This window comes from Arthrobacter sp. AZCC_0090 (assembly GCF_014207375.1).
Classification (GTDB): Bacteria; Actinomycetota; Actinomycetes; order Actinomycetales; family Micrococcaceae; genus Arthrobacter.
The window spans coordinates 108,093-123,437 of the sequence record NZ_JACHEE010000009.1; the positions used below are offsets into that span (position 1 = coordinate 108,093).

Here is a 15,345-nt window from a genome sequence, read left to right on the forward strand (position 1 = left end):
TGCGCTTCCTTACTGGATAGCTGGTCACAGGCCGGGACCTTGCGTACCGCCAAGTTCGGCCTGACCCGGCTCCGCCTGACTACCCCGCCCTGCCTGTGTGCCCGGCCCTGCCTGTGTGCCCGGCTCCGGCTGACGATCCAGTTCCAATTGTTCAACATCCATGTCCAGGAATCCATGCTCGACGGCGCCAAAGGAGGGCGCAACGGGCTTTTCGAGTCCAAGATAGGAACCGATGCGGTCCGCACAAGACGAGGGGTCCGTGAATACTTCGATGGTCCACAAAGACATGTAACGCCAGCCGAGGCGTTCCAGGAGCTGGGGCCGGAGCCTGCTACGCTCCCTAACGCTCATGCGGCGGTATCGCTCCGTGCCATCCGATTCAATGGCCACCGGGGTGGGCATTTCGGTGTCATCACGGCCGATGGTGTGCACGGGATCGGCCGCCGCGGCGATGTCCAGCGCTCCGTCGTAGTGATGCCACACGCGGGCTCCACGAGCACGGAGCCGCTCGCCCAGATCCGCTACCAGCGGATCCTCACCGAGCGCCTGCTCGCTGGCCGCCGCCCTGGTTGCCGGTGTCCCCAGATCCGAATTGCCCGAGAGTTCGCGATCAAGGAGTTCATGGAAATCAACCGCTCCATGAGCCAATCGGTCCAGATCCAGGTCCTCAGGACGGAAGCAACTCAGGACGTGCAAGGATCTGCGCGAGCGGGTCATTGCCAAGGCAAACTTGTTACGGCCGCCTTCGGCGGACAGGGGGCCGAAACTGTGCAGCGCGCGGCCATGTGGAGTGCGCCCGAAGCCGAGGGAAAAGATGATGTGGTCGCGAACCAATCCTTGGGCACGCTCCAGATCCACCACGCGGAAGGACTCTGCACCTGCGTTGAAGAAACCGGACAACAGAGGATAGTTGGGCAGCTGGAGCCTAATGGCTTCGCCGATCCTTGCAGCATGGCGCAGGCTTGCGGTCACCACTGCGAGCGAGGTACGGGGCCGAAGCCTGGCGTGTTCGAAAACCAGATCCACCACACGATTCACTTCTGCTGCAACCGATTCCACGCCTTCGTGATCCGAACCTGGCAGTCCGGTACCGTCCGGGATGTACTCAACCACAACCGAACGGTCGAGACCGGTGACGGATTGGCCATCCGGCAGTCGACGCAGGCCACCATCGTAGTAATTCTTGCTCAGTTGCAGGACCAGATCTTCATCAACAGCGCGGTACACCCAATTCAGTTGCCAAGTCGGCAAGACGCGGGCCAATGCACTGAAGGCACTGTCAACCGTGTCCTGGCTCGTGACGCCTGCCAGGGGAGGCTCCACGGCCACGCTAAATGTGCGGGCGTTGGCAATCTTCGCGTCGCCAAAGGCAATCACTTGTTCGGCCCGGGCGATGGCCGGCAGCACAGCCTGCAAAGACGTGCTCTCGGCATCAAGAATCACCACTGCGTCGAACTTCTGTTCGGCAGGCAACAGCCCGGTCAGCAGGTATGGGCTGATGGACCACACAGGCACGAGCCGGGAAACCAGAGCCGGAGCCTGGGCGCTGAGCGCCGAGAGGGTAACCCGGCCGTCCTTGATCAGATTCCGCAGGAGCTCTGCCTGGCGGGGATGTTCCGCGATTCCGGCCCGCCACATTTCGGCAAGCGTCCACCTCAGCCTGGCTGCACCGCTGGCAATGTGCGCGTGATCCGCCAGGCGGTACTCGGCTTCGAGACGGCGGAGGGAATCGCCGTCGGACATGGCAAGGTAGTCGTCACCGCTGATCATGGCTTCCAGGGCAGACTGCCACCAAGCCAGCTCCAATTCCGCGCCAACGGATTCGGCAGGGACTTCCCGACCTGCCAAATCCGCGAGTAGTTCGCCGAGTCCGTGCTCACGCATGTTCTCGACCAAAAGCGTACGCTCCGGCAGGGTCTCCAGAGTTCCCGTATCCGCGACAAGACGCTCAAGGCGCGCCATGAGAACTTCGTAGCGGGTCGCGTGAAGGTCGCCGCCGTCGGCCGTGTGTTTGAGGCAATCGCCCAGACGACGGAGCTCCCGGTCCAATTCCCGGTACGTAGCGCCCAAATCCGCGAGCCCGGATGGCACGGCAGGATGACGCTGCGTGGTGGCGTACTCAGCCCAAAGGGCCCGCTGCTCCTGAACGAGTGCCAAGGAACTGTGCAGATCCGCAATGTGGACACCGGGCCGGACGTATTCTTTGGCCACTCTTCGCAAACGGGAGCGCTGCATCGACGGCATTTCGAGGCCCCGCTCGCGACGCCATGCGGAGGTGGCGGTAGCCGAAATCAGATCGTGGACCGGCCGGTCGAAGATATCCGGGGTGAATTTGTCCAGGCTCTCCCGCACCGCCATCAACAGCTCAAGTTGCGCGCCCCATTCGGCGAAGTTCGCCCCGAGGCGGATTTCGGAGTGCTCTGCAACCTGGTTCATCCGTTCCCGCAGTTTGGGGAGGTGCTCCGCGGCGGCGCCAGCCAGTTGCTGGGCTTCTTCCGTCTCCTTGCGCGTGACCAAGCGCGCACCGTACCAGGGGCTCGACGTCGACGCCCGGCTGAAACTGCCTAGTTCGGCAGCGCGGCGCAGTCGTCCAGCCAGCTCGGCCCGGTCTTTGATATTGTCCAACACGCTGCGCTTCAAGCGCACGGTAGTGGCGGGGGCAGGCTGGATGGAGGTCAGCTCCGCGAGCGACTGCATTGCCTGATAGGGCGAGCACCCCCAGCGCTGGCGAACATTGTGCAACGACGCGACATGGTCCATGAGGGCATGACGGTGCTCAGTCAGGGTCTTGTGAAGATTCGCAAGTTGAGGTTCCAGTGACTTCTCGTTGCGTATGATCGCGCTGACCAGCTGTCCCTTGAGCTGCTGGGCCGTGGCACCATTGCCCGGCCTGAACAGCATCGACTCAAGGCCAAGGGCTTCAAAATTGCTGGCGAGCCCGTTGAGGCTCGCACGCCGGTCGCCCACCACGAGCACTGATTTGCCCTCGTTGACAAGCGCGCCGATGGCATTGATTGCAGTTTGGGTCTGGCCGCTGCCTGGCGGGGTGCTTACCACGAGCGAATCGCCTGCCCGGACTGCATCCACGACGTACTGCTGGTCAGCATCCGCATCAAGGAGCAGCGACTCCTCGGCAGGCTCGCGCTCGTCGAGGTTCGGGAACCGCCCGGACTTGATCGGTTCAGGTTCAACGTTCCCGCCGTTGGCAGCTTCGAACAAGGATGCGACGACGCTGCTGTTTTCGTTGATCCAGGGGTCGTCCAGATTCCCGGACAAATCCGCCAAGGTTGTTATGAGGAGATTGGGGGTTACTTCGGCACCTGGGATCGGCTGCACCAGCGTGGCAAGACGGTCAAGGACTGGTTGGGGATCGAGGCGCGCGGTGTTGTAGGCCATGCGGCTCACCGCATTGACGTCGAACACAATTCCATGGACGGTCTTCAAGTGCCGGACCAACGCAGGGTTGATGCCCGCTTGTTCCGTGAGTTGCAGTTCGTAGTCATCCTCGCCGGGCCGCGCTGTGAGCGAAATAGCTGCCAACATGACGGGAGCGGAAACGCGCTGGGGTTTTCCTCCGACGGCCGATGTCCAGACGACAGTTCCGCAGGACAGATACCCGGCGTCGATCCCCCGGTCGTTGCCCAATTCGAAGATCTTCGAGCGAAGGTTCCTGGCTGCACGCGCGGCAACAAGATATTGCTGGCGATCCCGGATCAGGGTAGAAAGACGGGTTCGGCGTCCGGCGAGGAGCTGCGCGAGGCCTGAAGGGTGGCCGTTACTAAGGTCGATCGAACCTTCCGGCGTCTTGACGAAGCGCAGCATAGTGTCCGCGCCAGTCACAGGTTTGAGCCCCGACAGCCATTTCCGGAGCTCTGCAGAGCTCTCTTCGTGGCTTTGACCTACTGACACCGCTGCCTTCTTTTCTGTTCTAGCTCGAGACGACTTGGACCAAATCGGCATACTTTCGAGGGTAGCGGGAATCGACCTGCAGTCCGCACCGCAACACTGGTGGAAAGGCAAATTACCCCTGATTTCAGGGGAAATGCAAGGTGACCGGCCTCTGGAAAGAGACCGGTCACCTAGAACGCTATTCCCACTCGATGGTTCCCGGTGGCTTGCTGGTGACGTCCAGTACCACGCGGTTGACTCCATCTACCTCGTTCGTGATCCTGTTGGAGATCCTGGCGAGGAGGTCGTAAGGGAGCCTCGACCAGTCAGCAGTCATAGCGTCCTCGGAAGAAACGGGACGCAATACGATCGGGTGCCCATAGGTACGTCCGTCACCTTGCACGCCGACGCTGCGGACATCGGCGAGCAGCACCACCGGCATCTGCCAGACGTCGTTGTCGAGACCGGCCGCCGTGAGCTCGGCACGCGCGATGGCGTCTGCCTTGCGCAGCAGGTCCAAACGTTCCTTGTTCACTTCTCCGACAATGCGGATGCCGAGGCCCGGACCAGGGAACGGCTGGCGTCCAACGATTTCCTGCGGCAGGCCCAGCTGCGCACCCACGGCGCGAACCTCGTCCTTGAACAGGGCGCGGAGCGGCTCAACGAGCTCGAACTGCAGGTCCTCGGGCAAGCCTCCCACGTTGTGATGGCTCTTGATGTTCGCAGCACCTTCGCCTCCGCCGGATTCGACGACGTCCGGGTACAGGGTGCCCTGGACGAGGAATTTGATGCTCTCGCCTTCGGACGCGGCCTCGGCAATGATGGCCCGCTCTGCTTCCTCGAACGCACGAATGAACTCGCGGCCGATGATCTTGCGCTTGGTTTCGGGATCGCTGACTCCGGCCAGGGCGGACAGGAAACGCTCCTGCTCATTTGCCACATAGAGTTTCACGCCGGTTGCAGCAACGAAGTCACGCTCGACCTGTTCGGCTTCGCCTTCGCGCAGCAAACCATGGTCCACGAACACGCAGGTGAGCTGGTCACCCACGGCGCGCTGCACAAGGGCTGCGGCAACGGCCGAGTCGACGCCTCCGGAGAGGCCGCAGATGACCTTGGAATCACCGACCTGCCGGCGGATTCGATCAACCTGCTCTTCGAGGATGTTGCCGGTGGTCCAGTTGGGCTTCAGGCCGGCTCCGTCGAACAAGAAGTTCTCCAGAACCTGCTGGCCGTGTGCCGAGTGCTTGACCTCGGGGTGCCACTGCACGCCGTAGAGGTGCTTTTCCTCGTTCGCGAAAGCGGCTACAGGTGCACCGGCGGTGGTCGCCAGGACTTCGAAGCCTGCCGGGGCAACATGCACGGAGTCTCCATGGCTCATCCAGGTGTTCTGCGAGTCAGGGGTGCCTGCAAGGATGGAGCGGGCTTCGCCAACCGTGGTGGCTTCGGTGGCGCCGTACTCGCGCAACCCGGTCTGTGCGACCTTGCCGCCGAGCGCGTTGGCCATGGCCTGGAAGCCGTAGCAAATACCCAAGACCGGCACGCCGGCCTCGAAAAGGTCTGCGCCAACCCTCGGGGCACCCTCGGCATAAACGCTTGAAGGACCGCCGGAAAGAATGATCGCTGCCGGGTTCTTGGCCAGAAGCTGCTCGGTGGTGAAAGTGTGCGGAACAATCTCCGAGTACACATTCGCTTCACGGACGCGGCGGGCAATCAGCTGCGCGTACTGGGCACCGTAGTCAACAACCAGCACCGGCTTCTGGGAAGTCTGAGCTTCAGAACTGAAGGGTGCGGTGGGAGTAGTCACCGTAACAGCCTACTTTGCCGGGATGCCCCGGTGCACCTTGAAGCCTGTCGTGAAGCCGGGAATCAGCCCACAAACCGTCCCGACGTTAGCGATCTCACAATGCCCGCCGGGGCGGGCCCGTCAGTAACGCTTGGATGCCTGCGGATTGGCGGCTAGTTCGGCTTCTACCTCCGAGTGGAACTTCTTCTCCACAATGAAGGACATCAGCGGGACAACCCCGCCCAAGGCAAGCAGGATGAGCTTCGTGAACTGCCAGCGCATGAGCGACCACAAACGGAAGTCCGAGATGAGGTAAACCACGTACATCCAGCCGTGGACGATCAGCACCGTCACGGAGACGTTGACGCCGCCAAGAACCGCCTTCGACTCGGCGTCAGCGAAGCCGAAACCGAAGGGCTGCCCGGTGGCCGCGTTGGTGCCGCCGGCAAAGAGGTATACACCGAACACATAGCGTGCCACGAGCTCGGCGCACAGGAGCAGGAGCATGGTGCCGGTGAGGTAGGCCATGACCTTGTAGAACTTCAGTGCGGAGCGGATCTGGGCCGTGGTTCCGCCAAAGCGGCGCTTCTTTGCCGGGGTCGGCTTCGCGCCGGACTCTCCGGACTGTTCGGGTTGGATGGCCGGTTTGGGCTCAATCATGGCTATACCTGTTCTGGCTTGGTAATTGCTGGCAAATCGTCTGACGGGAATTCGTCGTCGGGCTCTTCCTCTTCGAGGGTTCGCCGGTAGTCATCGGCCACCATTCGCCACCAGATGTAGAGGGCGAAGCCCGCAAAAACCACCCATTCCACGGAGTAAAAGAGGTTGAGCCAGTTGATCTGCTGGGTAGGTGGCTGGGCCGGGATATTGAGGGGCTTCAGCTGCTCCGGAAGAGCGAGGGCCTTGCCTGCGGACACTTCCGACGTCGCGGCGACGAAGCCCGGGTAGCTTGAAATTTCCCACGTGTTGATGAGTTCCGCGACCGAAACCGCGGACGCGCGGTCCGCTCCGGCGTCGACGTTTGGCACTGGCGCCTCGGACGGCAGAAGCCGCCCGGTCAGTTCAATAGTGCCCGACGGCGGCGGGCTGGCTTGGGCGGGATCGGGGACCCAACCGCGTGCTACGGGAATCCAGGTCTTCGGCGAAGCGCCAACGCCGTGGAGAACGGGAGCACCGTCAACCGCAAACGCGGTGACTACCCAGTATCCCTTTTGCCCAGCGAGCAGGCGACCTTCCACAAGGACTTGCTTGGCGGGGTCGTAGCTGCCTTTCGCACTGACCATCTGGTCCGATACGGAACCAGGAAAGAAGGTTCCCGGCTGCAGGACACCGGTAAGCGGCTTGACTTGCTCCGCCGAGGGATCAACTGGCGCATCACTCTGAGTGGATCTGCCGAACTGCCACTGGCTGAGCAGCACGAACACCCCGGAGAGCAGGAGCGCGAAGACAAGTCCTGCGATCCAGCGGGGCTTCAGAGCGGTTTTCAACACCCCTTAACCGTACTTCGTCAAGCTGTAGAACAGCTAAACGAGCCCAAGAGTGGGGCAGCAGGGTCCCTACGTGGCGCGGAACGCGACACGAAAGGGCCTGCCCCAATCTCTAGTGGTCGAAGAACACCAGGCTGGAGTTGATCAGTTCGGCGATGACTTCCGGATCGTGGGCGCGCCGGAGGGACTCCCGGAACGATTCCTTGGAGAGTGACCGCGCCAAAGTGGCAAGGACTTCCAAGTGGTCCGAGAACGAACTAGCCGGTGTGGCGATGAGCAGAACCAGGGTGGCGGGTCCGTCGCTGGCGCCGAAGTCCAGGGAGTGCCCGAACTTGGTAACCCCGACGGCGATGGAGACCCGCGAAACAAACTCACTGCGGGCGTGCGGCAACCCGATGCCGCCTGGGAGCCCCGTGGCGAGTTGGTGTTCGCGCGAGTTGACGTGTTCGAGGAAGCCTTCGAGGTCCGTGACACGCCCGGCCGCATAGAGCCGTTCCGCGAGCTGGCCCGCGGCGTCTGTCTTGTCGACCGCTTCCATCTCCAGGATGACGGTCTCCGGCGTCGTCAGTTCGGCATCATACGGGTCCAGTGGTTCCGCCAAGTCGTTTCCCTCCAGTGTGCCCAGCCAACCCAGGGCGCTCAGCGCAGGGGAACGATGTCATCGACGCCCATGCGCGCAGCATCAGCCGATTCGTCGTCGGGCTGCTGTTGGCTGAGCCGTTCAGCTTCCACCCGGGCCAGGTAGTGCTTGATTTCGCTTTCCCGCTGCGCGTCGCTCCAGCCAAGAATTTCTCCCATCAGCTTAGCGACAACCGGGACCGCGGAAACACCTCTGTCCCACGACTCGATCGATATTCGGGTGCGCCGGGTCAGGACATCGTGGACATGACGAGCGCCCTCATGGGTCGCTGCATAGACAACCTCTGCCGAAAGATAGTCGTCCGCGCCAGGGAGCGGCTCAGCCATGGCCGGATTGTCTTTGATGATGGCCAAGACTTCCGGCGCCATGGAGCCATAGCGGTTGAGCAGATGTTCCACCCTCGCGACGTGGACTCCGGCCTCATCCGCGGTTCTCCCCCGGCGGTTCCACGCGGCTTTGAATCCCTCGGCGCCCAGGAGCGGGATGGTTTCAGTGCAACTCGCGGGTACGCGCTCGTCCATGGCGCGGGTCGCTTCGTCTACGGCGTCCTTCGCCATGACCCGGTACGTGGTGAACTTGCCGCCAGCAACCACTACCAGGCCTGGAACGGGGTGTGCCACGACATGTTCGCGTGAGAGCTTGGCTGTCGAGTCGCTCTCCCCTGCCAGCAGCGGACGAAGTCCGGCGTAAACGCCTTCAACATCCTCCCGGGTCAGGGGCCGTTTCAAGACTCGGTTGACGTGCTCAAGGACGTAGTCGATGTCCTTGCTGGACGCGGCGGGGTGGGCCTTGTCCAACTTCCAGTCGGTGTCCGTTGTGCCGATGATCCAATGCCGCCCCCAGGGAATGACGAACAACACGGATTTCTCGGTCCTCAGGATCAATCCCACCGTGGACTGGAAGCGGTCGCGAGGGACCACGAGGTGGATGCCCTTGGAAGCACGGACCTTGAGCTGGCCGCGATCCGTGACCATTGCCTGGGTCTCGTCGGTCCAGACGCCGGTGGCGTTGAGCACCTGCTTGGCGCGGACCTCAATGATGCTGCCGTCTTCCTGGTTTTCCACCTTCGCACCCACCACACGTTCACCCTCGCGCATGAACGACACAACGCGCATCCTGTTCACGGCATGCGCTCCGTAGTGTGCCGCGGTGCGGACGAGGTTGACGACCAGCCTGGCGTCGTCAACCTGGGCGTCGTAGTACCGGATGGAGCCGACGAACGCGTCGCTCTTGAGGCTCGGAGCAGCCCTCAGTGTTCCGCGCCGGAAGAGGTGTTTGTGCATCGGGACACCGCGGCTGTGCCCTGAGGTAAGGCCAAGTGTGTCGTAAAGGAAGATGCCGGCACCAACATAGGGCCGTTCCCAAAAACGCCGGGTCAATGGGTACAGGAACGGAACCGGCCGGACAAGGTGCGGCGCGATTTGTTGGATCAGCAGCCCGCGCTCCTGGAGAGCCTCCTGGACCAGCGCAAAGTCGAGCATTTCCAAGTAGCGCAGCCCGCCGTGAATCAGCTTCGAGGACCTCGACGACGTGCCTGAGGCCCAGTCCCGGGCCTCGACGATGCCCACGGACAACCCGCGGGTCACTGCGTCCAAGGCCGCCCCGGCCCCGACCACGCCTCCGCCGACAATCAGGATGTCGAGTTCCTTGCCGGGCTCCATGGTGCCCTTAAGTACCTCGATGGACCTGGCTCGCGCCTCCGGGCTTAACGCACCGGCATCATTCCTCTGCGAACCATCTGCAACACTGCTCATCGGACGCCTCCCATCGCACAAAGCCCGTAGTCCCCCACACTACTTCTTGTGCGCGGGCTTGGGCAGGGTTTTCACCCGAAGGCTAAGGTGGCCCGGACAGCAGCCTACTGACCCGAGTACGGCGAGACGACGACGTCGACCCGCTGGAATTCCTTCAGGTCCGAATAGCCTGTTGTGGCCATTGAACGGCGCAGCGCGCCGATCAGGTTGGAGGTGCCGTTGGTGTGGTGGCCCGGCCCGAAGAGCACTTCCTCCAGCGGTCCAACGGTGCCGACGTTGACCCTGTCGCCTCGTGGCAACTCGAGGTGGTGGGCTTCCTGTCCCCAGTGCCAGCCCCTGCCTGGTGCTTCTTCCGCACGGGCCAAGGCGCTCCCGAGCATGACGGCGTCGGCGCCCATCGCGATGGCCTTGACGATGTCACCGGAAGAACCCATGCCGCCGTCGGCGATCACATGCACGTACCGTCCGCCGGACTCATCCATGTAGTCGCGGCGGGCAGCGGCGACGTCGGAAATAGCGGAAGCCATGGGCGAATGGATGCCGAGTGCGCGGCGTGTGGTGGTGGTTGCGCCGCCACCGAAGCCCACCAGAACGCCGGCCGCACCGGTACGCATAAGGTGCAGGGCGGGCGTGTATCCGGCGGCTCCGCCAACGATCACCGGGACGTCAAGCTCGTAGATGAACTGCTTGAGGTTCAGCGGCTCGTGGTTCTTGGAGACGTGTTCAGCCGAGACAGTGGTACCCCGGATGACGAAAATGTCGACGCCGGCAGCAACCACAGTCTTGTAGTGCTCCTGGGTGCGCTGCGGTGTGAGCGAGCCGGCCACGGTCACACCGGAAGCACGGATTTCCGCGAGCCTGCTGGTGATCAATTCGGGCTGGATCGGAGCCTTGTAGAGCTCCTGCATGCGCCGCGTAACGGCAGGGTTGGCCGTTTCATCCTCAAGGGCGGAGATCTCGTCCAGTACGGATTGCGGGTCTTCGTAGCGGGTCCACAGGCCCTCAAGGTCCAGCACGCCCAGACCGCCAAGCCGGCCAAGAGCTATGGCCGTTTCAGGCGACATGGCGGAATCCATAGGGGCGGCGATCACGGGCATCTCGAACTTGTAGGCATCAATCTGCCATGAGACGGAAACGTCCTTGGGGTCACGCGTCCGGCGGTTGGGGACGATCGCGATGTCATCCAGGGAGTAGGCACGACGCCCACGCTTGCCACGGCCAATCTCAATCTCATAAGTCACTGCTCTAGGTTATCCCAGTGCAGCGCCATGTCCCGGCAGGAAATGGGCAAGCCCGCCACCTCATGACGACGGCGGCGGGCTTGCTTGAAATCTGGCGGTCTAGCGGGAACCGTAGTTCGGGGCCTCGACGGTCATTTGGATGTCGTGCGGGTGGGACTCCTTCAGCCCGGCTGCGGTGATGCGCACAAACTTGCCGCGCGCTTTGAGCTCGGCGATGGTCGGAGCACCCGTGTAGAACATGGTCTGGCGCAGGCCGCCGACCAGCTGGTATGCCACCGAGGAGAGCGGGCCGCGATAGGCCACGCGGCCTTCGATGCCTTCGGGGATGAGCTTGTCGTCGCCGGAAACGTCCGCTTGGAAATAGCGGTCCTTCGAGTAGGACGTGTTCTTGCCCCGGGACTGCATGGCGCCCAGGGAACCCATGCCGCGGTAGCTCTTGAATTGCTTGCCGTTGACGAAGATCAGCTCGCCCGGCGATTCGTCACAGCCAGCCAACAAAGAACCGAGCATGACGGTGTCGGCGCCGGCCACGAGGGCCTTACCGATATCGCCCGAGTATTGCAGGCCGCCATCGGCGATCAGCGGCACACCGGCAGGGATGGCTGCCTTCGAGGACTCATAGATGGCCGTGATCTGGGGGACGCCAACACCGGCAACAACGCGCGTGGTGCAGATGGAGCCTGGGCCTACGCCCACCTTGATGCCGTCGGCACCTGCGTCGATCAGCGCCTGGGCGCCTTCGCGGGTAGCTGCCTGGCCGCCGATGATGTCAACGTGCGCGGCAACGGGATCGGACTTCAGGCGGGTGATCATGTCCAGGACGCCCTGCGAGTGGCCGTTGGCGGTGTCCACGAACAAAGCGTCGACGCCAGCGTCAATCAACGTCATGGCGCGTTCCCAGCCATCGCCGAAGAACCCGATGGCGGCGCCGACGCGGAGACGGCCTTCCTCGTCCTTCGTGGCGAGCGGGTACTGCTCGGCCTTGGTGAAGTCCTTGGTGGTGATGAGGCCCTTGAGCCGTCCCTGTTCGTCAACCAGGGGCAGCTTCTCGATCTTGTTGGTGGCCAGCTTGTGCGAGGCCTCTTCGCGGCTGATGCCGACGTGGCCGGTGATGAGGGGCATCTTGGTCATGACGTCGCTGACAAGCCGCAGTGGGAAGTCGGACTCCGGCACAAAGCGGGTGTCCCGGTTGGTCACAATGCCCAGCAGGCGGCCATCGGGGTCGATGACCGGCAGGCCCGAAACCCGGTAACGGGAACACAGTTCGTCCAGTTCCTGGAGCGTGGCTTCCGGGTGGATGGTCAGCGGGTTGGTGATCATCCCGGACTCGGAGCGCTTGACGCGGTCCACGTGGTCGGCCTGGTCTTCGATGGACAGGTTCCGGTGGATCACGCCAAGTCCGCCCTGGCGGGCCATGGCGATGGCCATCCGGGACTCCGTGACAGTGTCCATCGCGGCGGACAGAAGAGGGGTTTGGACCGAAATGCGCTTGGAGATCCGGGAGGACGTATCAGCCTCGGACGGGATGACGTTCGTGTGGCCCGGCAGCAGCAGGACGTCGTCATAGGTCAGGCCAACAAAGCCAAAGGGATCGTGTTCGGGCTGGGTCATGAGTGCGCCTCTTACCTTGGTTCTTGGGGGTTGCTCTGGTAGGGGTTGCAACTGATGACCAGCCCGTCATTACGGGACTGGCCTGTGCATAAAGTTTCTGAATAAATAGTAGAACCTCGCCGCCGATCCCCATATTCCGCAAGGGCAATGTGAGCAACGGCACCTGAGGCCTGGCGTTGAAGCGTCGGCTTACACGCAGAAGGCCCGGCCCCCCGAAAGGGGACCGGGCCTCGCGCATTCAACAACCAGGACTAGTGGCTGTGGCCTGCGTGCTCGTCTTGCTCGGCCGGCTTCTCGACAACCAGGGTCTCGGTGGTGAGAACCAGGGCTGCGATGGAGGCGGCGTTCTGGAGTGCGGAGCGGGTGACCTTGACGGGGTCGATCACGCCAGCGGCGATCAGGTCCTCGTACACGCCGGACTTGGCGTTGAAGCCGTGGTTGTCTTCGAGCTCAGCAACCTTGGCGACGACGACGTAGCCGTCGAAGCCGGCGTTCTGGGCGATCCAGCGAAGCGGCTGGGTCAGGGCACGGCGGACGATGCCGACGGCGGCAGCCGCGTCGCCTTCCAGGGCCTTGACGGCGGTGTCCTCGTCCAGTGCCTTGAGGGCGTGGATGAGGGCAGAGCCGCCGCCGGACACGATGCCTTCTTCAAGGGCGGCACGCGTGGAGGACACTGCGTCCTCGATGCGGTGCTTCTTTTCCTTGAGCTCAACCTCGGTGGCTGCACCGACCTTGATGACGCCGATGCCGCCTGCGAGCTTTGCAAGCCTTTCCTGCAGCTTTTCACGGTCCCAGTCGGAGTCGGTGCGGGTCAGCTCGGCACGGATCTGCGCTACGCGTGCCGCGACGTCCTCAGCCGTGCCAGCGCCGTCAACGATGGTGGTGTTGTCCTTGGTGACTGTGATGCGGCGTGCAGAGCCGAGGACCTCGAGGCCAACCTGGTCCAGGGACAAGCCGAGCTCCGGGGAAACAACCTGCGCACCGGTCAGCGTGGCGATGTCCTGCAGGATGGCCTTGCGGCGGTCGCCGAAGCCCGGAGCCTTGACGGCAACCACGTTCAGGGTGCCGCGGATGCGGTTCACGATCAGCGTGGACAGTGCCTCGCCGTCGATGTCCTCAGCAATGATGAAGAGCGGCTTAGCGGCCTGCAGGGCCTTCTCAAGGAGCGGCAGGAATTCCTGCAGCGAGGAGATCTTGCCCTGGTTGATCAGGATGAGCGCGTCTTCGAGAACAGCTTCCTGGCGTTCCGCGTCAGTGACGAAGTACGGGGACAGGTAGCCCTTGTCGAACTGCATGCCCTCAGTGAGGACCAGTTCGGTCTGCGTGGTGGAGGACTCTTCGATGGTGATGACGCCATCCTTGCCGACCTTGCCGAAAGCCTCGGCCAGCAGTTCGCCGACCTCGTCGCTCTGGGCGGAGATCGCGGCAACGTTGGCAACCTGGGTGCCTTCTACTTCGCGGGCGTTCTCCAGGAGGCGGGCAGCAACGGCCTGGACAGAGACCTCGATGCCACGCTTGATTTCACCAGGGGCGGCGCCTGCGGCAACGTTGCGCAGGCCTTCCTTGACGAGTGCCTGTGCCAGAACGGTGGCCGTGGTGGTGCCGTCGCCTGCGACGTCGTTGGTCTTGGTGGCGACTTCCTTGGCCAGCTGAGCGCCAAGGTTCTCGTACGGGTCGTCCAGCTCGACTTCACGGGCGATGGTCACGCCGTCGTTGGTGATGGTGGGTGCGCCCCACTTCTTGTCCAGAACGACGTTGCGGCCGCGCGGGCCGAGAGTCACCTTGACGGTGTTGGCGAGCTTGTCAATGCCTGCTTCGAGCGAGCGGCGGGCAGCGTCGTTAAACGCTAGCTGCTTTGCCATGGTTGTGTCCTTTCAAGACGGAAAACCCGCACCGCTGATTCAGTCAGAAGATGTCCGACTCGATCTGCGGTGCGGGATCCAGGAAATTACTTAACGACGATCGCCAGAACGTCGCGAGCGGACAGAACGAGGTATTCGTTGCCGCCGGTCTTGACTTCAGTTCCGCCGTACTTGGAGTAGATAACGACGTCGCCAACGGCTACGTCGACAGGTACGCGGTTGCCGTTGTCGTCAAAGCGGCCGGGGCCGATTGCAACAACTTCGCCTTCCTGCGGCTTTTCCTGTGCAGTGTCCGGGATGACCAGGCCGGAAGCCGTGGTCTGCTCTGCTTCGAGCGGGCGGACAACAATGCGATCCTCGAGAGGCTTAATGGAGACCGACACTCGGATCTCTCCTTTACGTGAGGTAGTACATGGACTATCAAACCAGGGGTGCCGTGGCGTGCTTACCGTCGTCGCGGTGCCGGTAAGTGCCTGGCGGCATGATTAGCACCCGCCTAGGGAGAGTGCTAATCAAGACTCTATGTAAGCATTAGCACTCGGTCAAGGCGAGTGCCAGAATTCCGTCATGGGTGAACGGCGGCAGGCCGCCCCGGACTCAATCAGCTCATTGCCCGGCGAGGTCGTCGAAGTCAACGTCCTCGCCGTCGTCGTACTCTTCTTTCGGTGCGGTTCCGCGGTTCAGGTAGAGCACTACGCCACTGGCGAGTGCGATGACGCCGAACACCACCAGCCCGACAATCGCTCCGATACGCGCGCCTGAGTAGGTGTCCCGAATGTCCCTGGCCTCGTCCGTGGCGTCCTGGACGCTCTTTCCGGTCATGGAATAGGTGGCCGCGTTGAAGGAGTCGAGGAAGAAAATAATGATCAAGAGCGCGATGCAGACAATTGCAATCGAAGCACCTGCGATGAGCGCAGGACGGGCATACTTGGACAGATTTCCGGCGGAGGGACGTTTATCGGGGGCAGAGGGAGAACCATTGGCGTCGTCAGGCTGGCGTACTGGGTTGTCTTCCATGGCATCAACCCTATCGGCCCGAATGGTCCCGGATCCCCCTCTCCGCCTCGTATGACGGGCGG

General features: G+C 62.8%; 11 protein-coding genes. All 11 read right to left on the reverse strand.

Features of this window, described 5'->3' with window-relative positions:
• Positions 1 to 24 precede the first annotated feature (24 nt).
• The 11 genes from HNP00_RS15075 to HNP00_RS15125 all read right to left on the reverse strand — a co-directional run bounded on the left by HNP00_RS15075 (position 25) and on the right by HNP00_RS15125 (position 15,283).
• Entirely contained in the window at positions 25 to 3,960 is a 3,936-nt protein-coding gene (locus HNP00_RS15075) for an AAA family ATPase (RefSeq protein ID WP_395893823.1), read from the reverse strand.
• A 127-nt stretch (positions 3,961 to 4,087) separates the two neighbouring features.
• Entirely contained in the window at positions 4,088 to 5,692 is a 1,605-nt protein-coding gene (guaA, locus tag HNP00_RS15080; RefSeq protein ID WP_184740497.1) for a glutamine-hydrolyzing GMP synthase, read from the reverse strand.
• A gap of 120 nt (positions 5,693 to 5,812) precedes the next feature.
• A complete protein-coding gene (locus tag HNP00_RS15085) occupies positions 5,813 to 6,331 on the reverse strand; it encodes a DUF3817 domain-containing protein (RefSeq protein WP_184740499.1) in 519 nt (172 codons plus the stop codon).
• 2 nt (positions 6,332 to 6,333) lie between these two features.
• Positions 6,334 to 7,161, reverse strand: coding sequence for an SURF1 family protein (locus HNP00_RS15090; RefSeq protein WP_184740501.1), 828 nt, complete (start codon positions 7,159 to 7,161; stop codon positions 6,334 to 6,336).
• 109 nt (positions 7,162 to 7,270) lie between these two features.
• Positions 7,271 to 7,759 (reverse strand): PTS sugar transporter subunit IIA, encoded by a 489-nt coding sequence (locus tag HNP00_RS15095; RefSeq protein ID WP_184740503.1) that lies wholly within the window; start codon positions 7,757 to 7,759, stop codon positions 7,271 to 7,273.
• A gap of 38 nt (positions 7,760 to 7,797) precedes the next feature.
• The gene (locus HNP00_RS15100) at positions 7,798 to 9,552 is read right to left on the reverse strand and encodes a glycerol-3-phosphate dehydrogenase/oxidase (protein ID WP_184740505.1); all 1,755 of its coding nucleotides are present in this window, start codon (positions 9,550 to 9,552) and stop codon (positions 7,798 to 7,800) included.
• Positions 9,553 to 9,656: 104 nt separating this feature from the next.
• Positions 9,657 to 10,793, reverse strand: coding sequence for a GuaB3 family IMP dehydrogenase-related protein (locus HNP00_RS15105; protein ID WP_184740507.1), 1,137 nt, complete (start codon positions 10,791 to 10,793; stop codon positions 9,657 to 9,659).
• Positions 10,794 to 10,892: 99 nt separating this feature from the next.
• On the reverse strand, positions 10,893 to 12,404 hold the full coding sequence (gene guaB / locus HNP00_RS15110) for an IMP dehydrogenase (protein WP_184740509.1): 1,512 nt from the start codon (positions 12,402 to 12,404) through the stop codon (positions 10,893 to 10,895).
• A 251-nt stretch (positions 12,405 to 12,655) separates the two neighbouring features.
• Positions 12,656 to 14,266 carry a chaperonin GroEL gene (gene groL / locus HNP00_RS15115; protein WP_184740511.1) on the reverse strand — a complete coding sequence of 537 codons (1,611 nt, stop codon included), beginning with the start codon at positions 14,264 to 14,266 and terminating at the stop codon, positions 12,656 to 12,658.
• A gap of 86 nt (positions 14,267 to 14,352) precedes the next feature.
• Positions 14,353 to 14,649 carry a co-chaperone GroES gene (gene groES / locus HNP00_RS15120; RefSeq protein WP_184740513.1) on the reverse strand — a complete coding sequence of 99 codons (297 nt, stop codon included), beginning with the start codon at positions 14,647 to 14,649 and terminating at the stop codon, positions 14,353 to 14,355.
• Between the two features lie 223 nt (positions 14,650 to 14,872).
• Entirely contained in the window at positions 14,873 to 15,283 is a 411-nt protein-coding gene (locus HNP00_RS15125) for a hypothetical protein (protein WP_260404994.1), read from the reverse strand.
• Positions 15,284 to 15,345 lie beyond the last annotated feature (62 nt).